The organism is Streptomyces sp. NPDC005151 (assembly GCF_053599875.1).
Genome location: NZ_JBSFYR010000002.1, coordinates 221,697 through 244,849, shown reverse-complemented (window position 1 = coordinate 244,849; position 23,153 = coordinate 221,697). Strand labels below are relative to the sequence as shown.

Annotated in this window: 22 protein-coding genes and 1 pseudogene; 12 read left to right on the top strand and 11 right to left on the bottom strand. The window is 69.7% G+C overall.

Annotation, left to right across the window (positions count from 1 at the left end; translation table 11 throughout):
* The first annotated feature begins 52 nt into the window (after window positions 1-52).
* Window positions 53-754, top strand: a complete 702-nt coding sequence (locus tag ACWD6R_RS02690; protein ID WP_451817012.1) for a L,D-transpeptidase family protein — start codon at window positions 53-55, stop codon at window positions 752-754.
* Window positions 755-918: 164 nt separating this feature from the next.
* Here the strand turns inward: ACWD6R_RS02690 and ACWD6R_RS02685 are convergent, their stop codons facing one another.
* Genes ACWD6R_RS02685 through argC form a run of 5 tightly spaced genes read right to left on the bottom strand, consistent with a single transcriptional unit; the run spans window position 919 to window position 5,782 of the window.
* Window positions 919-1,455 (bottom strand): arginine repressor, encoded by a 537-nt coding sequence (locus tag ACWD6R_RS02685; protein WP_037698928.1) that lies wholly within the window; start codon window positions 1,453-1,455, stop codon window positions 919-921.
* Between the two features lie 10 nt (window positions 1,456-1,465).
* Window positions 1,466-2,677: an acetylornithine transaminase gene (locus tag ACWD6R_RS02680; RefSeq protein WP_451817011.1), complete on the bottom strand. Its 1,212-nt coding sequence runs from the start codon at window positions 2,675-2,677 to the stop codon at window positions 1,466-1,468.
* Window positions 2,674-3,606 carry an acetylglutamate kinase gene (gene argB, locus ACWD6R_RS02675; protein ID WP_451817010.1) on the bottom strand — a complete coding sequence of 311 codons (933 nt, stop codon included), beginning with the start codon at window positions 3,604-3,606 and terminating at the stop codon, window positions 2,674-2,676. The genes ACWD6R_RS02680 and argB overlap by 4 nt, the downstream gene beginning before the upstream one ends.
* Complete coding sequence (gene argJ / locus ACWD6R_RS02670) at window positions 3,603-4,757, bottom strand: bifunctional glutamate N-acetyltransferase/amino-acid acetyltransferase ArgJ (protein WP_451817009.1); 1,155 nt, start codon at window positions 4,755-4,757, stop codon at window positions 3,603-3,605. Before argJ ends, argB begins: the two co-directional genes overlap by 4 nt.
* Window positions 4,754-5,782: an N-acetyl-gamma-glutamyl-phosphate reductase gene (gene argC, locus ACWD6R_RS02665; protein ID WP_451817008.1), complete on the bottom strand. Its 1,029-nt coding sequence runs from the start codon at window positions 5,780-5,782 to the stop codon at window positions 4,754-4,756. The genes argJ and argC overlap by 4 nt, the downstream gene beginning before the upstream one ends.
* A 290-nt stretch (window positions 5,783-6,072) precedes the next feature.
* Here argC and ACWD6R_RS02660 point away from each other — a divergent pair, with 290 nt between their 5' ends.
* Both ACWD6R_RS02660 and ACWD6R_RS02655 read left to right on the top strand, forming a co-directional pair.
* On the top strand, window positions 6,073-7,116 hold the full coding sequence (locus tag ACWD6R_RS02660) for an endonuclease/exonuclease/phosphatase family protein (protein WP_451817007.1): 1,044 nt from the start codon (window positions 6,073-6,075) through the stop codon (window positions 7,114-7,116).
* Window positions 7,117-7,618: 502 nt separating this feature from the next.
* Window positions 7,619-8,224, top strand: coding sequence for a GOLPH3/VPS74 family protein (locus ACWD6R_RS02655; protein ID WP_451817006.1), 606 nt, complete (start codon window positions 7,619-7,621; stop codon window positions 8,222-8,224).
* 402 nt (window positions 8,225-8,626) lie between these two features.
* Here ACWD6R_RS02655 and ACWD6R_RS02650 read toward each other — a convergent pair whose 3' ends face one another.
* Window positions 8,627-9,586 (bottom strand): GlxA family transcriptional regulator, encoded by a 960-nt coding sequence (locus ACWD6R_RS02650; RefSeq protein ID WP_451817005.1) that lies wholly within the window; start codon window positions 9,584-9,586, stop codon window positions 8,627-8,629.
* A gap of 96 nt (window positions 9,587-9,682) precedes the next feature.
* On the opposite strand from ACWD6R_RS02650, the gene ACWD6R_RS02645 reads away from it, so the two are divergent.
* Together ACWD6R_RS02645 and ACWD6R_RS02640 are read left to right on the top strand one after the other, a co-directional pair.
* The gene (locus ACWD6R_RS02645) at window positions 9,683-10,615 is read left to right on the top strand and encodes an NADP-dependent oxidoreductase (RefSeq protein WP_451817070.1); all 933 of its coding nucleotides are present in this window, start codon (window positions 9,683-9,685) and stop codon (window positions 10,613-10,615) included.
* A 215-nt stretch (window positions 10,616-10,830) separates the two neighbouring features.
* Window positions 10,831-12,135, top strand: a complete 1,305-nt coding sequence (locus tag ACWD6R_RS02640; RefSeq protein ID WP_451817004.1) for a cytochrome P450 — start codon at window positions 10,831-10,833, stop codon at window positions 12,133-12,135.
* Window positions 12,136-12,171: 36 nt separating this feature from the next.
* On the opposite strand, the pseudogene ACWD6R_RS02635 reads toward ACWD6R_RS02640, so the two are convergent.
* Window positions 12,172-12,467: pseudogene (locus ACWD6R_RS02635) on the bottom strand (MFS transporter); the annotation flags it as partial.
* A 395-nt stretch (window positions 12,468-12,862) separates the two neighbouring features.
* Complete coding sequence (locus tag ACWD6R_RS02630; RefSeq protein ID WP_451817003.1) at window positions 12,863-13,267, bottom strand: DUF5997 family protein; 405 nt, start codon at window positions 13,265-13,267, stop codon at window positions 12,863-12,865.
* 58 nt (window positions 13,268-13,325) lie between these two features.
* On the opposite strand from ACWD6R_RS02630, the gene ACWD6R_RS02625 reads away from it, so the two are divergent.
* Entirely contained in the window at window positions 13,326-14,081 is a 756-nt protein-coding gene (locus ACWD6R_RS02625; protein ID WP_451817002.1) for a LysR family substrate-binding domain-containing protein, read from the top strand.
* A gap of 248 nt (window positions 14,082-14,329) precedes the next feature.
* Here ACWD6R_RS02625 and ACWD6R_RS02620 read toward each other — a convergent pair whose 3' ends face one another.
* A complete protein-coding gene (locus ACWD6R_RS02620; RefSeq protein WP_451817001.1) occupies window positions 14,330-15,898 on the bottom strand; it encodes an alpha/beta hydrolase in 1,569 nt (522 codons plus the stop codon).
* A 302-nt stretch (window positions 15,899-16,200) separates the two neighbouring features.
* Complete coding sequence (locus tag ACWD6R_RS02615) at window positions 16,201-16,389, bottom strand: hypothetical protein (RefSeq protein WP_451817000.1); 189 nt, start codon at window positions 16,387-16,389, stop codon at window positions 16,201-16,203.
* Between the two features lie 20 nt (window positions 16,390-16,409).
* On the opposite strand from ACWD6R_RS02615, the gene ACWD6R_RS02610 reads away from it, so the two are divergent.
* The 6 genes from ACWD6R_RS02610 to ACWD6R_RS02585 all read left to right on the top strand — a co-directional run bounded on the left by ACWD6R_RS02610 (window position 16,410) and on the right by ACWD6R_RS02585 (window position 20,643).
* Window positions 16,410-16,907 carry a peptidylprolyl isomerase gene (locus ACWD6R_RS02610; protein ID WP_451816999.1) on the top strand — a complete coding sequence of 166 codons (498 nt, stop codon included), beginning with the start codon at window positions 16,410-16,412 and terminating at the stop codon, window positions 16,905-16,907.
* A 271-nt stretch (window positions 16,908-17,178) separates the two neighbouring features.
* Window positions 17,179-17,979, top strand: coding sequence for a phosphotransferase (locus ACWD6R_RS02605; protein WP_451816998.1), 801 nt, complete (start codon window positions 17,179-17,181; stop codon window positions 17,977-17,979).
* 31 nt (window positions 17,980-18,010) lie between these two features.
* A complete protein-coding gene (locus tag ACWD6R_RS02600; protein WP_451816997.1) occupies window positions 18,011-18,751 on the top strand; it encodes a Clp protease N-terminal domain-containing protein in 741 nt (246 codons plus the stop codon).
* Between the two features lie 120 nt (window positions 18,752-18,871).
* Window positions 18,872-19,063: a DUF1059 domain-containing protein gene (locus tag ACWD6R_RS02595; protein ID WP_358859860.1), complete on the top strand. Its 192-nt coding sequence runs from the start codon at window positions 18,872-18,874 to the stop codon at window positions 19,061-19,063.
* A gap of 181 nt (window positions 19,064-19,244) precedes the next feature.
* A complete protein-coding gene (locus ACWD6R_RS02590; protein WP_451816996.1) occupies window positions 19,245-19,847 on the top strand; it encodes a hypothetical protein in 603 nt (200 codons plus the stop codon).
* 100 nt (window positions 19,848-19,947) lie between these two features.
* Window positions 19,948-20,643 (top strand): HEAT repeat domain-containing protein, encoded by a 696-nt coding sequence (locus tag ACWD6R_RS02585; protein ID WP_451816995.1) that lies wholly within the window; start codon window positions 19,948-19,950, stop codon window positions 20,641-20,643.
* Window positions 20,644-21,073: 430 nt separating this feature from the next.
* On the opposite strand, the gene ACWD6R_RS02580 is transcribed toward ACWD6R_RS02585, so the two are convergent.
* Window positions 21,074-22,999: a transposase gene (locus ACWD6R_RS02580; RefSeq protein WP_451816994.1), complete on the bottom strand. Its 1,926-nt coding sequence runs from the start codon at window positions 22,997-22,999 to the stop codon at window positions 21,074-21,076.
* Between the last annotated feature and the right edge of the window lie 154 nt (window positions 23,000-23,153).

Below are 23,153 nucleotides of genomic sequence, written 5' to 3'. Positions count from 1 at the left end.
TACGGACCAGGCCCGGGGGCAGACCGGTTCAGTCGCGCCTACGGTCCGGGACATGCGCATATCACTGGTGACCGGTTCGGTTCTGCTCGCCCTCGTGGGTTCGGTGGCGGCGCGGCCCGCCGCCACGCCGCCGCTACCGGAGCGGATGGCCGACACGGGCGGCGGCACGCAACTGATCACCGCCGAGGCCCCCGGCACCGTATCCACCACGGGGACCGTGAGCTGGTGGAACCTGCGGTCCGGGACGTGGGTACGGATGGGGTCCGCGTCGGCCCGGTTCGGGGCGAAGGGGCTGACCGAGGGGAAGCAGCGGGTCCAGGGGACGAACACCACACCCACGGGTCTGTACGACCTGCCGTACGCCTTCGGGATCAAGGCGGCCCCGGCCGGGACCGCCTACGCGTACCGCCGGGTCAGCGACCGGTCGTGGTGGTGCCAGGACAACGAGGCGTCCCGCTACAACCGCTGGGTGGAGCCGCTGCCCGCCGACTGCCGGGCAGGCGAGGCCGAGCACCTGATCGCGTACGGGACGCAGTACGCCCGCGCACTGGTGGTCGGATTCAACTACGACCGGCCGGTACGCGGGCGGGGTGCGGGCATATTTCTGCATGTGAACGGGGACGGGGCGACCGCCGGCTGCGTCTCCGTACCGGCGGCCGCGATGGACCGGATCCTCGCCTGGGCGGACCCGGACCGCCGGCCGCACATCGCGATCGGGACGCTTTCGGGCCCGACCGCGATCACCCGTTACTGATCCGGACGCCCAGGGCCCCTCTCCCGGGTCGGCCCGGGCCCTCAGGGTCCGTCCCGATCCGGAAGGAAAAGCCCGCGCGGGCTCAGAGCCTGTCGGGTGACCTCTGATCGGGCGGCCACGCCCTGGCACGCACGCTTTCCGATCGAAGGTCACCCGACAGGCTCTCAGCGGCCGTTCTGCGCCAGCCGCAGCAGATGGTCGGCGAGTGCCTGACCGCCCGCCGGGTCACGGCTGATCAGCATCAACGTGTCGTCGCCCGCGATCGTGCCGAGGATGTCCTGCAGCTCGGCCTGGTCGATGGCCGAGGCCAGGAACTGGGCCGCGCCCGGAGGCGTACGCAGCACCACGAGGTTGGCCGACGCCTCCGCCGAAATGAGCAGTTCGGCGGAGAGGCGCCGCATCCGCTCCTCCTTGGCGGACTCGCCGAGCGGCGCCTGCGGGGTACGGAAACCGCCCTCGCTCGGCACCGCGTAGATCAGCTCGCCGCCGGTGTTACGGATCTTCACCGCGCCCAGCTCGTCCAGATCGCGGGAGAGCGTCGCCTGGGTGACGCTCAGCCCGTCGTCGGCGAGGAGCTTGGCCAGCTGGCTCTGCGAGCGCACCGGCAGCCGGTTCAGGATGTCCACGATCCGGCGGTGGCGTGCCGTGCGGGTCTGCGGCACGGACTGCCCGCCGTACTCGGATTCCTGCGCCTCGGTCATCGTCGTCGCCTCATTCTCCGGAGCGCTTCTCTCCGGATGGTCCGTCCCCGTGTGCTGCGCCGAGAGCGCCGGGCAGTGCCTCGAGGAACGCGTCCACCTCCGCGTCACCGATGATCAGCGGCGGCATCAGCCGCACGATATCGGGGGCGGGCGCGTTCACCAGGAGTCCGGCTCCCTGAGCCGCCTGCTGCACCTGAGGTGCGACGGGCTCGGTGAGCACGATACCCAGGAGCAGTCCGGAGCCGCGGACGTGGGAGACCAACGGGTGCCCCAGCCCCTCGACACCCTCCCGGATCCGCTCGCCGAGCCGCTTCACCCGATCCAGGGCGCCATCGGCGGCAAGGGTGTCCAGCACGGCGAGACCGGCAGCGCAGGCGATCGGGTTGCCGCCGAACGTCGTGCCGTGCTGACCGGGCTTCAGCAGGCCGGCCGTGGCACCGAAGGCGACGGTGGCGCCGATCGGCAGCCCGCCGCCCAGGCCCTTGGCGAGGGTGACGATGTCGGGCTCGATGCTCTGGTGGGCCTGGTGCTCGAACCAGTGGCCGCACCGGCCGATACCGGTCTGCACCTCGTCGAGAACGAGCAGGGTGCCGGTGGCCCGGGTGATCTCCCGGGCGGCCTCCAGGTAGCCCTTGGGCGGGACGACCACACCGTTCTCGCCCTGGACGGGTTCGATGATCACCAGCGCGGTCTCGGTGGTCACTGCGGCGCGGAGGGCTTCCGCATCTCCGTACGGGACATGTGTGACGTCGCCGGGCAGCGGGAGGAACGGCTCGCGCTTCCCGGGCTGGCCGGTGAGGGCGAGGGCCCCCATGGTCCGGCCGTGGAAGCCGCCGTCGGTGGCGACCATATGGATCCGCCCGGTCAGCCGGCCGATCTTGAAGGCGGCCTCGTTGGCCTCGGCGCCCGAGTTGGAGAAGTAGACCCGGCCGGTCCGTCCGAAAAGGTGCAGGAGCCGCTCGGCGAGGGCGACGGGCGGTTCGGCGATGAAGAGGTTGGAGACATGGCCGAGGGAGGCGATCTGGGCGGAGACGGCCTCGACGACGGCGGGGTGGGCGTGGCCCAGCGCGTTCACCGCGATGCCGCCGACGAAGTCGAGGTACTCGGTGCCGTCGGCGTCCCACACGCGGGCGCCTTCGCCGCGGACCAGGGAGAGCTGCGGGGTGCCGTAGTTGTCCATGAGCGAGCCCTGCCACCGCTGTGAAAGCTCGGCGTTGGTCATGCTTCCCCCTCCGTCCCTGACTGTGCGACCGTTCCTGGCTGTGCGTCGGGCACGACCATCGTGCCGATTCCTTCGTCGGTGAAGATCTCCAGCAGGATCGAGTGCTGGACCCGGCCGTCGATGACACGGGCGGTCTCGACGCCGTTGCGCACAGCGTGCAGACAGCCTTGCATCTTCGGCACCATGCCGCTGGACAGCTCCGGCAGCAGCTTCTCCAGCTCGCCGGCGGTGAGCCGGCTGATCACGTCGTCGCTGTTGGGCCAGTCCTCGTAGAGACCCTCGACGTCGGTGAGGACCATCAGCGTCTCGGCGTTCAGTGCGGCGGCGAGTGCGGCGGCCGCGGTGTCGGCGTTGACGTTGTAGACGTGGTTGTCGTCGGCGGAGCGGGCGATGGAGGAGACGACCGGGATCCGGCCGTCGTCCAGCAGCGCCTGGATGGCCCCGGTGTCGATGGCGGTGATCTCGCCGACCCGGCCGATGTCGACGAGCTCGCCCTCGATGGTGGGCCGGTGCTGGGTGGCGGTGATGGTGTGCGCGTCCTCACCGGTCATGCCGACGGCGAGCGGGCCGTGCTGGTTGAGCAGGCCGACCAGCTCGCGCTGGACCTGTCCGGCCAGCACCATCCGTACGACGTCCATCGCCTCGGGCGTGGTGACACGCAGCCCGGCCTTGAACTCGCTGACCAGGCCCTGCTTGTCGAGCTGGGCGCTGATCTGCGGGCCGCCGCCGTGCACGACGACGGGCTTGAGGCCGGCCTGCCGCAGGAAGACGACGTCCTGCGCAAAGGCCGCCTTCAACTCCTCGTCGATCATGGCGTTGCCGCCGAACTTGATGACGACGGTCTTGCCGTTGTGCCGGGTCAGCCAGGGCAGCGCCTCGATGAGGATCTGCGCCTTCGGCAGTGCGGTGTGCTTCCTCGCGGCGCTCATGAGCTGTACGCGCTGTTCTCGTGGACGTAGTCCGCGGTGAGGTCGTTGGCCCAGATGACGGCCGACTCGGTGCCTGCGGCGAGGTCGGCGGTGATCTTCACCTCGCGGTAGCGCATGTCGACGAGGTCGCGGTCCTCGCCGACCCCGCCGTTCTTGCAGACCCAGACGCCGTTGATGGCGACATTGAGCTGGTCGGGTTCGAAGGCGGCCTTCGTCGTGCCGATCGCGGAGAGGACCCGGCCCCAGTTGGGGTCCTCTCCGTGGATGGCGCACTTGAGGAGGTTGTTGCGCGCGATGGATCGGCCCACCTCGACGGCGTCGTCCTCGGTCGCCGCGTTGACGACCTCGATCCGGATGTCCTTGGAGGCGCCCTCGGCGTCGCCGATCAGCTGCCGGGCCAGGTCGGCGCAGACGACCCGTACGGCCTCCGCGAACTCGCCCTGCTCCGGGGTGATCCCGCTGGCCCCGGAGGCCAGCAGCAGCACGGTGTCGTTCGTCGACATGCAGCCGTCGGAGTCGACCCGGTCGAAGGTGGTGCGGGTCGCGGCGCGCAGCGCGGAGTCGAGACCGGCGGCGTCGACGTCGGCGTCGGTGGTGAGGACGACCAGCATCGTGGCGAGCCCCGGTGCGAGCATGCCCGCGCCCTTGGCCATGCCGCCGACGGTCCAGCCCTCGCCGCCCGCGACGGCGGTCTTGTGGACCGTGTCCGTGGTCTTGATGGCGATGGCGGCCTTCTCGCCGCCGTGCTCGCTGAGCGCCGCGGCGGCGGTCTCGATGCCGGGCAGCAGCTTGTCCATCGGGAGCAGCGTGCCGATCAGCCCGGTCGAGGCGACGGCGATCTCACCGGCGCTGTGACCGATGAGGACCTCGGCGGCCTTCTCGGCGGTGGCGTGCGTGTCCTGGAAGCCCTGCGGGCCCGTACAGGCGTTGGCACCTCCGGAGTTGAGGACGACGGCGGTGACCTCGCCACCCCCCAGGACCTGCTCCGACCAGAGGACGGGGGCGGCCTTGACGCGGTTGGAGGTGAAGACTCCCGCGGCGGCGCGACGCGGGCCGTTGTTGACCACGAGGGCCAGGTCCGGGTTACCGCTCTCCTTGATTCCCGCGGAGATGCCCGCCGCCGAGAACCCCTGTGCTGCCGTGACGCTCACGGTGCCACTCCGATCGTGGAAAGACCTGTGTCCTCGGGAAGTCCGAGGGCGATGTTCATGCTCTGCAGGGCGCCGCCCGCGGTGCCCTTGGCAAGGTTGTCGATGGCGCTGATGACGACGACCCGGCCGGCTGCCTCGTCGTACGCGACCTGGATCTGCACGGCGTTGGAGCCGTACACGGACGCGGTGGCGGGCCACTGTCCCTCGGGAAGAAGGTCGACGAACGGCTCGTCCGCGAAGGCCTTGTCATAGGCGGTACGTACGGACTCGGCGCTCACGCCCGGCTTCGCCTTCGCGCTGCACGTGGCGAGGATGCCGCGGGGCATGGGCGCGAGGGTCGGCGTGAAGGAAACCGTGACCGGCTCACCGGCAGCGGCGCTGAGGTTCTGGATCATCTCGGGCGTGTGCCGGTGGACACCGCCGACGCCGTACGGAGACATGTTGCCCATCACGTCGGAGCCGAGCAGGTGCGGCTTGGCCGCCTTGCCCGCCCCGGAGGTACCGGACGCGGCGACGACGACGGCCTCGGGCTCGACGAGCTGGGCCGCGTACGCCGGGAACAGCGCGAGGGAGACGGCCGTCGGGTAGCAGCCGGGCACCGCGATCCGCTTGGAACCCGCCAACGCGGCACGGGCACCGGGAAGCTCGGGCAGACCGTAGGGCCAGGTCCCGGCGTGCGGCGACCCGTAGAACTTCTCCCAGTCACCGGCGTCCTTCAGCCGGAAGTCGGCGCCCATGTCGACGACGAGCACCTCGTCACCGAGCTGCTCGGCGACGGCGGCGGACTGCCCGTGCGGCAGGGCGAGAAAAACGACGTCGTGCCCGGCGAGGACCTCGGGCGTGGTCGGCTGGAGCACCCGGTCGGCGAGCGGCCGCAGATGCGGTTGCAGCGCGCCGAGCTTCTGGCCGGCGTTGGTATTGCCGGTGAGAGCACCGATCTCCACCTCGGGGTGAACGAGCAGCAGACGGAGCAGCTCCCCGCCGGCATACCCGCTCGCCCCTGCCACTGCTGCACGTACCGCCATCGGAATCCTCCTCGTCGATGGCATGACTATACGCATCGCCGCAGGTTTATGCAAAGCCCTCGCGGGTCGGCACGCGGCGATGTGTGGCTGCCCCCAGTCGTAGCCCGCCCAGGACGCGCAGGAAGCCGCGGTGCCGGGCGACGCTCCGCTCGGCGGCTTCGCTCAGGTTGTGCCACACACTGCCAATGGTCCGCCACCTGCACCGCCCGGGGCACACTGTGCCGCGGACAACAGAAACTGATTCACCCGGTGGCTCGTCTTGGGGGGCAAGGTCAAGTGGATGGGAAGCCATGGTGGAGCAGGCGCGGGCGGACAGCGGTGCGACGTCGACGGTCAAGGCAGCAGTGCCTCGGTGGGCACGACGCCGGGCGGGGCGCTGGACTCCGGGCGAGGATGCGCGGGGCCGGTCGACCTGGACGCGCGGGCGGGTGCTTGTTGTGCTCGCGGTACTGACGGCCGTGCTGCTGGCGTTCCACCGGGCCGTCCCCAACTCCGTGGGCCGCCTGGGCAGTCTGCTGGAAGCATTCCTGCCCTGGCTCGGCCTGGTGGTCGTGGTGCTGCTCGGAGTGGCGCTGCTGCGCCGTTCGGCCACCGCGCTGGTGGCCCTGCTGATGCCCGTGGCGGCCTGGATATACCTCTTCGGCGGGCTGCTCCTGCCTGGGGCGAAGCCCGGCGGGCACGACCTGGTCGTGGTGCAACACAACGTCAGCGACGAGAACACCGACCCGCCAGGCACGGCCCGCGCCCTGGCCGACGCCGAGCCCGATCTCATCGCACTGGAGGAGCTGGCGCCCCCGGCACTGCTGGTCTACGAGAAGACCCTCGCCTCGGACTACCCGTACCACGCGGTCCGGGGCAGCGTCGGACTCTGGTCGAAGCATCCGCTGACCGACACCCGGCTGGTGGACATCAAACCCCAGGGGATCGCGGAGGCCTGGAGTCGCGGGCTGCGGACCGTGGTCCACACGCCGCACGGCGAGATCGCGGTGTACGTCGCGCACCTGCCCTCGGTCCGCGTCCGGGCGAGCGGCCTCGCATCCTCCTGGCGCGACGAGAGCGCCGGCCTGCTGGGCAAGGCCGTCGCCGCCGAGAAGCTGACAACGGTGATCCTGCTGGGCGACCTCAACAGCACGGTCGACGACCGTGGGCTGGCCCCGCTGACCTCACGGATGAACGTAGCGGAACGCGGCTTCGCCTTCAGCTACCCCGCCGCCTTCCCGCTGGCCCGGATCGACCAGGTCATGGCCCGCTCGGCAACCGTCACCCACATCCACACCTTGCCCGCCACCGGCAGCGACCACCTGCCGGTCGCCGCCTGGATCACACTGGGCTGAGGCCGGAGAGCGTGCCGCACGCCTGCACCCGCAACTCAGCGACGCACATCCCTGACCTGCATCACCGCAGGCACACGGCCAACGACTGACCGAGGTCACCCACGGTGTGGCATTGCGGAACCGAGATGTGACCCAGCGCTCCAGCTGCCGACTCAGCACTCGGGCCGGCGCGGCCGGAGCTTCAGTCGGCGGTCAGGGCAGCATGGTGGGGCCGACGCAGGATGCAGCTGCCGCCCTCGCTCCGTAAGCTCGATATCGGGAATGCTCGGCGACGGGCAGGAAGGTCCTTTCCCCATCCACCGACCACACGATCAGTGATCCGATCCCGATGGACAGCACCGGCCGGGCTTCCCGCCCGCCGGCTACGCGCAGCAAATCCGCTCGGCGATCGCCGCGGCCACCGACAACGGCAGCCGGCCTTGGCGCCCGGCGTCACACCGGGTGCCGGACCAGCTGCTCGGCGACGCATCGCTACACCGATGCCTCTGACGTGGAGCCCTTCATGACCACACCGCGGGACCTCTCGATCGCCGTCATGGACATGGCGCCCGGTCGCCCTGTCGAGCAGGGCGACCTGTCGCTCGCGCTCGCGGGAGCCGAGATGATCGACCTCCTCGGTTCCGAGGCCATCAGACTGGACGGCGATCAGATCGTGCCGGGCCTCCGGCCCCCCATAGCCGATCGCCTGCTGGACGAGGCTGCGGCGTCGCTGATCCGAGAGGCGCCGTACGAATCGGTCGACGACTGGCTGTGGCGCAGAGGTCGCGGCCTGTCCGCCGCCTATCTGGCCGCACTCGAGGCGGAGGGGCAGCTCACTCGGCAGCCCCGTCGCGGGATGCCCTTCCGGAGCGGTCGGACGGTGCTGGTCGATTCGCCCGCCCGCCGCGAGGCGGCGAACCGCTGGACATCGGACGAGCCCGTCCTCGCCGCCCTCGCGGCAGCCATCGGGATCCGGGACGAGCGGACCGGGGACTTCCCGGGCACGGCCGACGACGCGGTGGTAACCGTGCTGGCCGCCGTCAATGACGCGTTGATGGAGCTGGAGGCCGTACGGCAACGGCGAGCCATCGAGGATGCGGCCTTCGACAACATCTGGCGAGGCGAATGACGACGGCACACGCGGGGGCGATGGCCGCCGCCACCTGATAGCCACGGCCCTTGACACACCTGCGCGCCGGTGTGGCCACCAGGACTCCCGAATCGGCGGGAAGGCTGCCGCCCGCGCACCGTCCGGTTCCCCCGTCGTACAGACATGACGCCCACAGCGGTTCCCTGCACCAGCGAGGCGTGCCTCGACGTCCCCTCGCACGGCCGCATCGGCGGCAGGACCAGCAGGGCGTCGCCGGCTTCATGCTCCGGCAGGCGGACGGCAGCGACTGGTCACACCACCGGGCGGTCCTCACCCACTGATCCCTCCCGCCTCGCACCCGCCGGGCGCGCACGCCCTGAACATCTGCCGCACCATGCGGCCGCCCATGGCACACCTGGTGGGACAGACCGGGACATGGCTTCAGTCCCCTGCGCGCGGCGCGCCCCGGAAGGTGCGCCGGTAGGCGAGGGGTGACACGCCGATCGCGGCGTGCAGGTGCTGGCGCAGCGAGGTACCCGTGGCGAAGCCGACCTGTCCGGCGATCTCGTCCACCGACAGGTCACTCGATTCGAGCAGCTGGCGCGCACGCCCGACTCGCTGCTGGATGAGCCACCTGCCCGGGCTCATGCCCACCTCTTCGTCGAAACGGCGGGCGAAGGTGCGCAGGCTCATCCGGGCGCGGTCGGCCAGCTCCGCCAGGCTCAGGGGCTCATGGAGGTGTTCCAGGGCCCACTGGCGGGTGGCGGCCGTTCCGTTGGCGGACGGCTCGGGCACGGGCCGCTCGATGTACTGCGCCTGTCCCCCGTCCCTCCAGGGTGGGACGACACACATACGTGCCACCCGGTTGGCGACCTTGCTGCCGTGGTCCTTGCGCACGAGATGCAGGCAGACATCGACCCCGGAGGCGGCGCCCGCGGAGGTCAGCACGTCCCCGTCGTCGATGAACAGGACGTCCGGATCCAGTTCCACCTGCGGGAACCAGTCACGGAAGACCTCCGCGAGCGCCCAGTGCGTGGTGGCCGGCCGGTGGTCGAGCATCCCGGTGGCCGCGAGCACGAAGGCGCCCGTGCAGATCGACACGATGCGGGTGCCGGGTGCCATGGACCCGAGGGCCGCCGCAACGGCCGCGGGCGCCTCCCGCGTGATGCGGGAGGTGTCGAAGGGCGGGAGGACGACGGTGTCGGCCGTGCCCAGAATCTCCGGGCCGTGCTCGACACCGACCGAGAAGTCGGAGTTGGTATGCACCGAGCGGCCGTCGACGGTGCAGGTGAGGACCTCGTACCGGCCCTCCGCGGCCCCGAAGACCCGGCTCGGAATGCCCAGTTCGAACGGGTACACCCCGTCCAGGGCCAGCACGACGACACGGTGCACGTTTCCCATGGCAGGATCCTGTCGAAAGATGGCAATCATGCCACGGTACGGAACGGCGAAGCCCGTCACGCTGGACCCATGACGAACGACACGAACCAGGCCACCATGCGCGCGATCAGCCAGGACATTCACGGAACCCCGGACGTGCTCAGGGAAGTTCGGCTTCCCAGGCCCGTCCCGGGCCCGAGCCAGATCCTGGTCGCCGTCCGTGCCGCCGGCGTCAACCCCACCGACTGGAAGCACCGGGCGAACGGCCTGTTCCTCGACCGGCTTCCGCTCGTGCTCGGCTGGGACGTCTCGGGGGTCGTCGAGGCCGTCGGTCACGGGGTCACTCTCTTCAAGCCGGGCGACGAAGTCTTCGGCATGCTGCCCTACCCGTACGGTGCCGGCTCCCACGCCGAGTACGTGACCGGCCCCGCCCGCGCCTTCGCCCACAAGCCGGCCGGCATCGATCACGTCCAGGCCGGAGCACTCCCCCTCGCCGCTCTCACCGCCTACCAGGCACTCGTCGACACCGCCGGAGTCCGGCCCGGCCAGCGGGTCCTCATCCACGCCGCCGCCGGCGGCGTGGGCCACCTCGCCGTCCAGATCGCCAAGTCCCGCGGCGCGTATGTCATCGGCACCGCGAGCGCGCCCAAGCACGACTTCGTACGCGGGCTCGGTGCGGACGAAGTCATCGACTACCGCACCGTCGACTTCGCCGATGCCGTCCAGGACATCGACATGGTCCTCGACCCCCTCTCCGGCGAGACCCGCGCCCGCTCCCTCGACGTCCTCCGCCGCGGCGGCACCCTCGTCTCCCTCCTGAGCGGTGGCTCACCCCAGGAGGCGGCGAGCGCCGCCGAGCTGGGCATCCGCGTCGAGACCCTCCTGGTCGAGTCCGACCACGCGGGCATGAGCGCCATCGCCGAACTCGTCGAGGCCGGCTCTCTCCGCGCCCACATCGAGGCCACCCTTCCCCTCGCGGACGCGGCCAAGGCCCACGCGCTGGGCGAGACCGGCCGCACCACCGGCAAGATCGTCCTGATCGTGGAGTAACCCCGGGAAGGGTGAGGACACACCACGTCGGCCCCGTACGGGAACGAGCGCCGCTCGGCCGCCGTATACAGACCCTGACGTGTACCTGGCCGGCGGCACCGCACTGGGGGTTACCGGCCTCCGGACCGGCAGGGCATACCCTCCTGCTGGGCTCCCCGCACCGGTTACCGGCACCGGCCTCGTCCGTCCCACCTCACAGATGCGAGCACGAGTACATGTCCATACCTTCCGCACGTTCCGCAATAGCGACGTGGGCGACCCGTCTCTATTTCTCCCGGCTTCGGAGGAAGGGCCGTGGCCTCGACCTCTCCATTCTCTCGAAGCTGCCCGACGCCGCGCTGCTGCCGCTGCGCCGGGACGGCCTCGACCCCGTCCCGGAGATCGGCGCGCTGCGCGACCGGGAGCCGGTCAGTCGGCTGCCCATACCCGGCATGACGGTCTGGCTGGTCTCCGGTTACGACGAGGCGAAGCAGGTCCTCGGCGACGCCCGCGCCTTCAGCAACGACTTCGCCAACCTCGTCAACCACACGAGTGTCACCGAGAACCATCAGCCAGGCGGCCTGGGCTTCTGCGACCCGCCCGACCACACACGCCTGCGCCGGCTGCTCACCCCCGAGTTCACGATGCGCCGCCTCAGCCGCCTGACGCCCCGTATCCACGCGATCGCCGAGGAATGCCTGGCCGAACTGGCAAAGGCCGCAGACACCGACGGGCGGGTCGACTTCGTCGAGCACTTCGCGTTGCCGGTCCCGGCCCTGGTCATCTGCGAGCTCCTCGGCGTTCCCTACGAGGAACGGGACGCCTTCCAGCAGTTCTCGGTCGCCCGCTTCGATGTTCTCGGCGGCGTCGGCGCATCCTTCGGCGCGATCTCCCAGTCCAGGGAGTACCTGCACGGCCTGGTCGAACAGCAGCGCCGCAACCCCGGCGACGGTCTGCTCGGCATGCTCATCCGCGAACACGGCGACAGCGTCACCGACGAGGAACTCACCGGCCTCGCCGACGGCGTCCTCACCGGCGGTCTGGAAACGACCGCGAGCATGCTCGCCCTCGGCACTCTGGTCATGCTCCAGGACCGCAAGCACTTCACGGCGATGCGCAACGCCGACGACCCGGCCGCGGTCGCCGCCCCCTTCGTCGACGAACTCCTGCGCCACCTCACGGTCGTCCAGACGGCCTTTCCGCGCTTCGCCCGCGAGGACATGGAGGTCGGCGGCGTACGCATATCCGGCGGCGACATCGTCATCGTCTCCCTCAGCGCCGCCGACCGCGACCCGCGTCTCGGCCCCGGGATGGACACGTTCGACCCGGCCCGCCCACCCGCCTCGTCCCACCTGGCGTTCGGACACGGCATCCACCGCTGCATCGGCGCCGAACTCGGCAAGATGGAACTCCGCGCGGCCTTCCCCAAGTTGGTAGCCCGTTTTCCGGAATTGCGCCTTGCGGTGCGGCCGGAGGAACTGGAGTTCCGTAAGTTGTCGGTCGTGTACGGGGTGGACTCACTGCCGGTGCACCTGAGCTGAACAGCGCCCGGCCTCGCGAGCAGGTCTCCGGGGAGGGAAGCGTCCGGCCGCGAGCTGCCACAGGGAAATGCTGGTGGCCGGGATCAGCAGGGTGGCCACCGCCAGTGCCACGCCCGCTGCCGGCGGTCGGCGCGCCCCGGCGCGGTCCGCCCAACCACCGCCCAGCACGCTCGCGGCCACGAAGCAGCCCGCCACCAGCGGGTAGAGCGACACGTCATGCAGATCCCGGGCGGCCGCCGGCAAGGTGGGCACCACGGCGAGCGCGGCGAAACCGGTCAGGAACATCACTGCGGCAAAACTACCGGGGCGGCCGCACAGGTCCGGGAGAACAGTCATTCCGCGGTGGATTCGGACCGCCCCACCGCCTGATCAGCCATGGTCGTCCACCCGCCGCGAGCCGGCACACTCAGTGACGTGGGTGCCGCGGGCGGGCCCCTGAATGAGCACATTCGGATCATCGGTCACGGGCGCACAAACCATGTGGGGCACATCACTGCCTGCCACCCGTTTTCGGCAGTCGTCTCCGGGCCGCCGGGTGAGCGTGAAGCCATCGGTCCGAACGCCGGCGGCCGCGCGCCGACCGGCATCGTCGCGCAGCCGCCCTGTGGAGCGTCAGCCCTGCCCCACGGACGCGGCGCTCACAGAAACGACGCTGTCGGTGGTCCTCATCCCGGTTGGGTGGGGACCACCGACAGCGTCGTCGAGTCCGAACTTCGAGAGAAGCGGGTCAGGAGCTCGGTCGCTGCGGCTGACCGGCTCGCTCCGCGTTCTTCTCCTTGATGCGCGCCGCTTCCTTCCGGACCTCGGCCTGGGTGGCGCGCTCCTTCTGCAGCCACTCGGGGAGGTCCTTCTTCAGCGCGTCGATCTGCTCCGTGGTGAGGGCGTCCGTGACCCCGCCACGTGCGAGACCCGCGATGGAGACGCCCAGCTTCGCCGCGACCACCGGGCGGGGGTGCGGTCCGTTGCGCCGCAGTTCCTGCAGCCACTCGGGCGGATCGGCCTGCAGCGCATTGAGCTCGCTGCGCGAGACGACACCCTCCTGGAACTCGGCGGGGGTGGCCTCGAGGTACACACCCAGCTTCTTTGCCGCAGTTGCGGGCTTCATCGTCTGGGTGGTCTGGTGCGACGTCATGGAGTCAAGAGTAGCGAGCATGTGCGATACCTCCGACCACGACCGGTAACCTGGCGGAGTGACAGGCCCCGATGCACCCCTCTCGTTCCGGCTCGCATACGTCCCAGGCGTGACGCCGACCAAGTGGGTGCGCATCTGGAACGAGCGGCTGCCCGACATCCCACTGACTCTCGTCGCGGTGGCCGCCGCCGAAGCATCCGACCTGTTGCGGAGCGGCGGCGCCGACGCAGGTTTCGTGCGGTTGCCGATCGACCGGACGGACCTCAGCGCGATCCCCCTCTACACCGAGACGACGGTGGTCGTGGTCCCGAAGGACCACATCGTGGCGACGGTCGACGAGGTGTCCGGAGCGGATCTGGCCGACGACGTCGTGCTGCACCCCCTCGACGACACCCTCGACTGGGAGCGTCCGCCGGGCCGGCCCGCGATCGAGCGTCCGGCCACGACGGCGGACGCCATCGAGCTGGTGGCGGCAGGGGTGGGCCTCCTCGTCGTCCCTCAGTCACTCGCACGCCTGCACCACCGCAAGGACCTCACGTACCGGCCGCTCACGGACGCCCCCGAGTCGCGCGTCGCGCTGTCGTGGCCGGAGGAAGAAACCACCGACCTGGTGGAGGACTTCATCGGGATCGTCCGCGGGCGGACCGTCAACAGCTCGCGCGGGCGCAACCCCACCCCGGCACAGCCGAAGCGCCCTGACACAGGCGGCGCGCAGCGAAAGTCCACGGCCGGGAAGCCGGCCGGCAAGAGCCCGCGGAGCGGCTCCGGCGGTCCCAAGGCCGGCAAGCGGGGCAAGCCCCGTCGTCGGTCCTAGTGCCGTGACCGGCAATGTTTGCGACGGGGCAAAGCTTGCCGGGAGGGGCATTAGATCCGGTCGTCGGACAGCCGTCGTCGCCGCAGGGCGGCCGGAACAGACAACTGAGTCCGGGCCCGCCCTGCGGGTGACACACCTCGGCGCCCCGGCACCGACGGCCGTCGCTCATCGGGAGCTCGTGGCCCCGTACGCGGAGCGCGTCGGCGCACTGCCGGGGAAGGGCTGCGTTGCCTACCTTGTTCCGGAGCTCACTTCGCGCCCGTACCGCCTCTTGCGTCGCGGACGCCCGGGGTCTCCGTCGCGAAGGGAGGGACGTCCTGTTCGCACGTGGCGCCGACGGGGGGCAGGACACCGCTGAGGAAGTAGCGGGCCGCATGCCGGCCGACGCAGCCGCTCGGATTGTCCAGTGCCGTGTGACCGTACCCGTTGAGCGTGAGCAGACGGGCGTCGGCAAGTTCACGGGCCATCGCCTTGCCTGCCTGATAGGAGGTGGCAGGGTCGTAGGTCGCATTGACGACGAGTACGGGATTCGCGGTGTGCCTGTTCCAGGGGCCGGTGTAGTTCCTGACGGCACGGGCCGGCCAGGTTGCGCACGGTTCGTTGGCCCAGGCCCACCAGTGTCCGAGGTCTCCCGCTCGCGCGGTGCTCAGCTTGTCGAGTCCGACGTAGCGTGCCGGGTCGCGGGGGTTGGGGCTTTCCGCGCACAGTACGCCGAGAGTCTGCTCGAAACCGGGATACGTCAAGGAAACGGGAGGCTCCGGCGGATCCTCCGGGATGCGGCCCTCCCAGAGGGCCTGCAACATCTGGGCCGTCTCGGCCCAGCCGGGGTGGACCGTGTAGAGCCCGCCACGGATCTCGCTGACGGTCTTCGCGTACGTCCAGGACCCCACGGGCCTTTTCGGGAGGCGCCGCAGCAGCTCGGTGAGCTTGGCGCGGGTTGCTGCCGGGTTTCCTGCGGAGAAGGCGCAGCTGCTCGTCGGGGCGCGACCGCACAGCCTCAGGAACTCCCGCAGGGCGTCGGCCGAGCCCAGATCGGACCCCAGCCGCAGGAAGGTGTTCAGTTCCGGCTCGCTCTTCGAGCCGTCGTCGGCCCAGGCCCGAGGATCGACGTTCCCGTCGAGCACCAGGCGGCCGACCTTGGACGGGAAGAGGTTTGCGTAGGTCGCCCCCAGCAACGTTCCGTACGAGACACCCCAGTACCTCAACTGCCGCTCACCGAGCGCCTGACGCAACCGGTCGAGGTCGCGGGCGCTTTCGGCCGTCGACACATGACGCAGCAGTTCCGGAACGCGCTTCTGACAGCGTCGGCCGAGCTCGGCGTAGGCCGCAGTGAAGGTTCTGCGCTCTTTCGTGCCGACCGGAAAGGCGGGAACATTCGCCAACCATGTGACGGCCTCTTCCGCACCGGCAAAACATTGCACGGCGGTGCTCTGCCCGACGCCGCGCGGGTCCCAACTGACGATGTCGAACCGCTCGCGCAGTTCCTTGGGGAACTTGTGGTACTGCACCGGCAGCCCCACCGTTCCCGGGCCGCCGGGCCCCCCGGGGTTGAAGAGCAGTGATCCGACCCGCCGCCCGGGAGCGGTGGCCCGGTGCCTGATCACCACCAGGTCGATGGTGCGCCACCGGGGACGGGCGTAGTCGAGTGGCGCCTTCGCCTTTGCGCACTCGAATCCCTGTCGGCCCTCACCCTCACAGGGCTTCCAGGTCAACGTCGTCGCGCCGGCCGCGGACGGTCCCCCGTCGGACAACTCGACCACGACCGAACCTCCGGTCGTGACCGCGGAGGCGAGCAGCAGGACCCCGGCAGCGCACATGGCGCCATGCCTTTGCCGATGGATGGTGACACTTGGCATCGGCGGACCCTTCCTGGGCAGGGTGACTCATGGCGCGGGGCCGGCGGTCGGCAGGCTCAGTGCCATACGAACGGCGTCGAACGTGCCGGGCAACAGGCGCCCGTCCGAACGGGTGACGGCGTCGTCTGTCCGGGCGCAGCACAAGAGCCGTCCGGTCCCGCGCCCCGTGGACGCGGGCGAACTCGCCGCTTCCGTCGCGGTACACCGCCGGCAGTGTTCCGTCGACGGGTGCGCCGTTCGCCGACCGCGATGCGGGACTCCACTCAGCCGTGCGTCAACTCCTTTTCCGTGGAGGCGAGTTCGTCGCCCTCTCCTCGTCCCCGTTCAGCAGTACGTGGCCACGGTCCCGCCGTCGGCAGGTCCTCGGCGATACCCGCGGCATCGCACTCGCGTTCGAGGACCGGCTGGGCGATCCGGCGCTCGGACCACCCCGTCCGCTGGTGGCCGACCACGGTGATGTCAGGATGGATCCATGACGACCAAGGTTTTTTTCGACATCACCATCAATGACGAGTCCGCCGGGCGGATCGTGTTCAACCTGTTCGACGACGTGGTTCCGAAGACGGCGGAGAACTTCCGCGCGCTGGCGACCGGCGAGAAGGGCTTCGGCTACAAGGGCTCGTCCTTCCACCGGGTCATCCCGGACTTCATGCTGCAGGGCGGCGACTTCACCAGCGGTGACGGCCGTGGCGGCAAGAGCATCTACGGCGAGAAGTTCGCCGACGAGAACTTCAAGCTCACGCACACCAAGCCCGGACTGCTGTCGATGGCGAACGCGGGCCCCAACTCCAACGGCTCCCAGTTCTTCATCACGACGATCGTGACGTCGTGGCTGGACGGCAAGCACGTCGTCTTCGGCGAGGTCGACGGCCAGGAGAGCATGGACCTGGTCAAGAAGATCGAGAGCTACGGCTCACAGAGCGGCAAGACCCGGGCCAAGGTCACCATCGCCGACTCCGGCGTCCTCTGACCGTACGAGGGACCCTCTGGCGCCCCGGCCTCTCGCTGATCGGTCAGCGGGGGCCGGGCGCTCGTTCCCGTCCCATGCCCGCCCGACGGGACCGTTCGGGTCTGCGGCGACACCCGCGCCGGCATCTGCGGCGACAATCGCCCGATGAATCCTTCCGACCGGAGCCGGGTATGCGCCGAGCGGCTGGATGCCGTGTCCATGGCGGCAGCCCCGCACACCCGGGCCGGCGTCCGTCCGGTCGTGGCGGGCCCATGCCCGGGAGGGGCACCGTGTGACCTGGCTCGACGGTCACCGGTCCGTACTGGAGTGCCGGCCGCACACCCGGCTCGCCGAGCTCCGGGCCGGCCCGCTCGCCGTCGTCGACGCACTCCGCTCCGCGGGTTTCCCGGCCCCCGCGACCGAGCCGGCCGCCCAGGTCGGCCACGCCGTGGTCACAGTCCAGGAGCTGCTGCCGGGCACGACGATGGACCGGCTCGACCAAGACGGACTCGACCAGGCGCTCGCCCTCAACGTGTCCCTCACCGGGCGGCTGACCGGCCGCGTCGACCTCCCCTCGCTCCGCCTCCATCTGCGGAGCGACGGCCCCGGTTACTGCGCCCAGGAGCCGCTGCGCGGACACGGTCGCCGCGCTGCGGCACTCGAACGCCGGGTCGCGTCCGTCGGCGCCGAATTCCCCGACCGGCCGGCCGGGGCCGATGCGGTCCACCAGGACTTCCATCCCGGCAACCTGCCGGCCCTGGACGACGGCTCGGTCACAGGCGTCATCGGCCGGGGACGGCGCCGCCCGTGGCGATCGCCGGTTCGACCTGGTCACCCTGCGCTTCGGGCTCCACGCGGGGCGGCGGACGCGGAGGTGACGGCTCGGCTCGACGCCGTCCTGGACAGCTTCCCGGAGAACGTGCTGCGGCCCGCCTGGGCCCATATGGGCCCGCGGATGACGGACCGGGCCATCCGCCATTTCCCGCCGAACGAGGTCGGCCGATGGCTGGACCTGGCCGAGCAGCGGGCCGACCGACCCGCCCACAGGGCCGAGCGTCGCCACCCCCTCGTTGCACTGTCAACCGATGGTTGACACTTCATGACTGTCAACCTACGGTTGACACATGGCGAAACCAGTGAGCATGACGAATCCGGTACGGCTCGACGAACTGATCGAAGCCATCAAGAAAGTTCACTCCGACGCTCTCGAACAGCTCTCGGGCGCGGTCGTCGCGGCCGATCACCTCGGCGAAGTGGCCGACCACCTGATCGGCCACTTCGTCGATCAGGCGCGCCGCTCGGGAGCCTCCTGGACGGAGATCGGAAAGAGCATGGGAGTCACCCGGCAGGCGGCCCAGAAGCGCTTTGTCGCCAAGGATCCCGGCGAGCCGTCGGATCTCGACCCCAGCCAGGGGTTCAGCCGGTTCACCGAGCGGGCGCGGAACGTCGTGATGGCAGCACAGAACGAGGCCCGCGCCGCACGCAACGACGAGGTGCGTACGGAGCATCTGACGCTGGGGCTGCTCAGCGAGCCGGACGGGCTCGCCGCGGCGTTCATCAAGGCGCAGGGCGTCTCGCTGGACGCCGTCCGGCAGGCCGCGACCGAGGCGCTGCCGCCCGCGGCCGAGGAGCTCCCGGACCTCATTCCGTACGACGCCGGGGCACGCAAGTCGCTGGAGCTCACGTTCCGGGAGGCCCTGCGGATGGGGCACAACTACGTCGGCACGGAGCACATCCTGCTCGCGCTGCTGGAGCGCGAGGGCGGCGAGGGCGTGCTGACCGGGCTCGGTATCGACAAAGTCACCGCGGAGACCGGCATCGCGGAGGCCCTGACGCTCGCCGCCGCCGCACACAAGGGTGAATGACCAGCCGCACCGACCGAAGCCAGACAGTTCCGTACGGCTGTGAGCGCACTGGCGCCTCCCCGCTCCCCCCTCCCTGGCGTGCACACCGCCCTAGAGTGGAAGGGAGCAGGGAGGTGCCTCATGCGGAAGGTCGCCGACTGCCGGGAATACCCCAGCGAGACGAAATGCACGCTTGCCCTCGCCGGTGAGCCGGAGGAAGTGGTCCGTGCCACCACCGAGCTGGCCGTCCGGGTGCACGGTCACGCGGACGGACTGGAGCTGCGGGAGCAGATCGGGTCCGGGCTTCAGGACGAGCCCACGGAGCTCGCGTGAGCCGCGACGCGGCCCGGTTCGCATCACCCGGATCCACCGCGGCGCACGCCTTCCCGGGGCCGTGTGTCGCGGTCCCCGGGGTCCGGACCCCGCCCCCTGTGGACACCATGCCGAACGCGGACATCCGGTTGATCGCTACCCTGTCTCCCCCCGCCACGGGGCGGGGAGACAGGGGTGGGACATGCGCAGAAGAATTGCCGTGCTCGCTGCGGTGGGAGCGGTGGCCACCGCGGTCGTGGTGGCGCCGGCCGCACACGCGGAGGGGCGCGGCGACATCCGGGTCACCAGGACCGTCGTGAACGGCGGCAGCAATGTGATCGTCGGGGTCACGAACGTCAAGAAGTTCACGATCGCCATGACGATCAAGGACAACTCGGGCGTGAAGCAGGTCAACAGTGTCTCCGCCTTCAACCGGACCAACGGTTACGGGCCGGTGGACCACCTCGGTACGTCGTGCAAGAAGGTCAGCATGACGACGTCCGTGTGCACCGCGACGATGCAGATCGACCCGTCGTGGATCGACTCCTACGGGAGCGGGAACGAGGGCTGGGACGCCAACGCGGTCGCGGGGAACTGGCAGGTCAACGCGACGGTCAAGGCCAACGACGGGGACTACTGGATCTCCGACGCCATCGGCTCGTTCAAGGTGAAGCGCGCCGCGACCCTGACCACGGACGCCAAAGCCGTCGACCGCGTTATGCGCAAGGGAGGCTACCGGCCGCCCTACTTCAGGGGGCCGACGTCGGACTACAACCGGGTAAAGAAGTACCTTTCACGGAACTGATGGAACAGGCAGTCCCGCGCATGCACTCCGTGTACTTGACGGGCTCGCCGTTGGTGACTGCAGGAAAATGCAACTCATCGGAAACCTGGGGAAAAGCAGCATGGAAATCGATGACGCCGAGGCAGCCACCGACGACGAGCTGTTCGTGAAAGCTCTGCATGAGATCAGCATGGAGGACACAGAGGACGACCCCCTTCCTGCCTTGGAGGCGTTGCAGGACCGGCCGACCCTTTATGTTTTTGAACGCGCGGCTCGTCTGCTGGCACACGAGTCGCCGGATGAACGGGAACTGGGAGCACGGATCCTGCGCGAGCTGGGCCCCTACGACGCCGAGGGCTGTCGGCCGTTCACCGCAAAGACAATCAAGGTCATCGTGGCGGAGATGCCCGACGAGCCGGACCCCTGGATCCTGGGGTGGATGATCTCCGCTCTCGGTTACCACAACGCCCAGGAGGCCCTCGACCTGGTACTCAGCTACCAGACGCACGCGGCGCAGCCCGTCCGGTTCTCGGTAGCCGCCGCGCTTCCTGCTCTGGCCGACCGCGAACACACCGAGGACAGAGTTGTCGAGGCCCTCCTGAAGCTGTCTGAGGACGACAACGAGGCGGTGCGCTGGTACGCCTTGTACGCGCTGTTCAACGAGACGGCCGGAATCACCGACGCGCAAAAGACAGCGTGGGCCAACACTCTGGCCGAGCGAGGCGACGCGGAGCGTCGTGCCGAGCTGCGCCAGCTCGGCACGACCCTCGATGACCATGTCGATATTGCCTTGCGCAACGCTCTCGAACAGGCATAGAGCGCGCCCACTGATCAGAAGTTACGAGGCACTCCCTCCAAGGTGTAGCAGATGCGCGAGCCGTGGACGACGTCCGGATCGCCCTCGGCTTGTGGGAGGAGAGCGCCACCGCCACGGTCAAATCCCCGGGCACTGCAATGCTGCTCTCCGACAGCAACAGCGAGTGCTACGGGACCTACCGGCTTTTCACCGACGCCGACCACCCCCGTCCTGCATGTTCCGGGCATCGCCCCGGTCACCGTCGTCGAGCAGCTGCGCGCGAGCCTGGACCAGATTTGCGGGTAGTTCCGGCGTCAGACCGGACCAGATATTTGGTGGGGCCACCGGAGCCTGAACCCGCGCCACGAGAAGCGGGAGCCGAAGCCATATGGGGTGGATGTGGGTGCCGTTTCTGTACGGCCACGCACACGGGGGCTCTTCTGGAGCGGGCTCAGGCGGCCTGGCCGAGGCCGGCGGTGGTGAGGTCCTGGTCGCGCAGCGGGGTGAAGTCGACGTCGAGCTTCGGGTCGTAGGCGTCGGGCTGGATGCCGAGTTCGTGGGTGGAGTATTCGCCGAACCGGTTGATGTGCTCGGTCAGGTACGGCGAGATGTGGGCCAGGTCCTCCGGGTCGATCTCCCACCCTTCGTCCAGCAGCTGACGGACGATCTCCGCGATGTCCAGGGCGTTGTGGAAGATCACCGCGTTCGTGAGCAGCGCGTTGAACTTCATCGTCTTCTCCTGCTCGATGGGGTCGTTGTCCGCGATGACGCCGCGGTTGCCGAAGCCGATCCACTGGGAGAACCGGTTGAACGACTCGACCTTGTTGGTCGCCGCGGTCACCCACCGGCGCAGTGGCGCGTCCGAGAGGTAGCGCAGCAGCTGCACGGTGCGGATCACGCGGCCGACCTCGCGGAAGGCGGCGTAGGTGGCGTTCTTCTTCGACCCGGAGCGCAGGCGCTTGAGCAGCGTGGAGGAGGAGATGGCGCCCTCGCGCACGGAGACGGCCACGCGCATCAGGTGGCGGAACTGGGGCTCGATCAGGTCGAAGTCGATGACGTGTCTGCCCGGCTCGCCGAACAGGGCGTCGATGTGCACGTACTCGCTCTGCTTGGAGGGCCGGTAGAAGGTCAGTTCCTTCCAGTTCCTGATCCTGGGCATCAAGTCGAAGCCCAGCAGATGGGCGAGCGCGAAGACAGGGAAGCTCTGGCCTTGGGTATCCGCGTGCACCGTGGTCGGCTGCATCTCGGATGTGTTCTTCAGCAGGCCCTCGATGATGTAGACGGCCTCCCACACCCCGCACGGGATGAAGTGCGTGAACAGCGCGATGTAGGTGTCCGAGACGTGGTGGTAGGCGATGCCGCCCGGCTTGCCGTACCTGACGCTCGTCTCGGACAGCAGGTTGTCGAGGTAGGTGTCCATGTGGGTGCCGTCCGCTGCCACCGCGGTCCCATCTCCCCACGCCTGCGAGATGTCCAGGCGGGCGTGCGCGTTGACCAGGTCGGAGATCGCCTCGTTCAGCAGCACGATAGAGAAGTGCTTGTTGGCGACGTACGACAGTTCGTGCCCGCTCACGCCAGGGATGTGCCGGGCGGCCTCGTACGGGCCCATGTTGGTGCCCTTGACGAACGTGACGATCACGTAGCGGCCCAAGGGATCAGTGAGCTTGGGCTCGTTGCCCGACGGCGGGCCGAAACGGCGCCACCACTCCACCCAGTACGCGGTCCGGGCCACGATCCCCATCAGGGAACGCTCCGGCATCCTCGCCTTGATCTCCTGCTCCAGCCGCTTCGCAGAGGGCCGCTGACCGTCAGCCCGAAACGCCTTCAGCGACGGGACGCCCGTCTCCTGATCGATGACCAGGCCCTCGTTCTCCGGGTACCCGGCGTCCGCCGCCGCGGCAGCATTCCGCAGCTTGTCCTCCAGCTGCCGGCGGAAGAACTTCGCGTCGAACTCGGCACTCTCGCCCGGCTCGCACAGGCCGACCTCCACCAGGTAGGACCCCAACGTCTCCTGAGCGGCCTCCCAGGCCAGCAGCTGCTCGGACCAGTCGGCGTACTCCTCCGAGCCGACCACCGCGACGTCGCCGGTGCGTAGTTCCTCGGCGAGGGCGGTAAAGACCATCGCCTCGAAGTGCTTGCGGACGAACTGCCCGGTCCGGGTCTTGTCGAGGACGGCCTTGCGCCAGTTCTGGGTGGCGAAGGAGATGTCTACCTCCTCGCCCTCCTCGTTGAAGGCGGTGATGTACTCGCCTCGGGCCGCCTGGTGACGCTGGGCGTGCGCGAGCGCGTCCAGCACCCGGCTGTCCTCGCTGGTCGCGGTGAACTCCAGGGGTACGACCACGACCATGAAGGTCGTCTCCACCGGTGACGCCGTCACGGTGAAGTGACCTCGCGGCGGGCCGGGAAACCGGCCCGCCGACGGGTCACAGCGCCTCGTACACCACCTCGATCAGCGCCGTCTTGCGCGGGTCGTCGGCCATGCGCGGACCCATCCGGTTCACGCCTGGGGTACGCCTGGGGTCGGCGCCCAA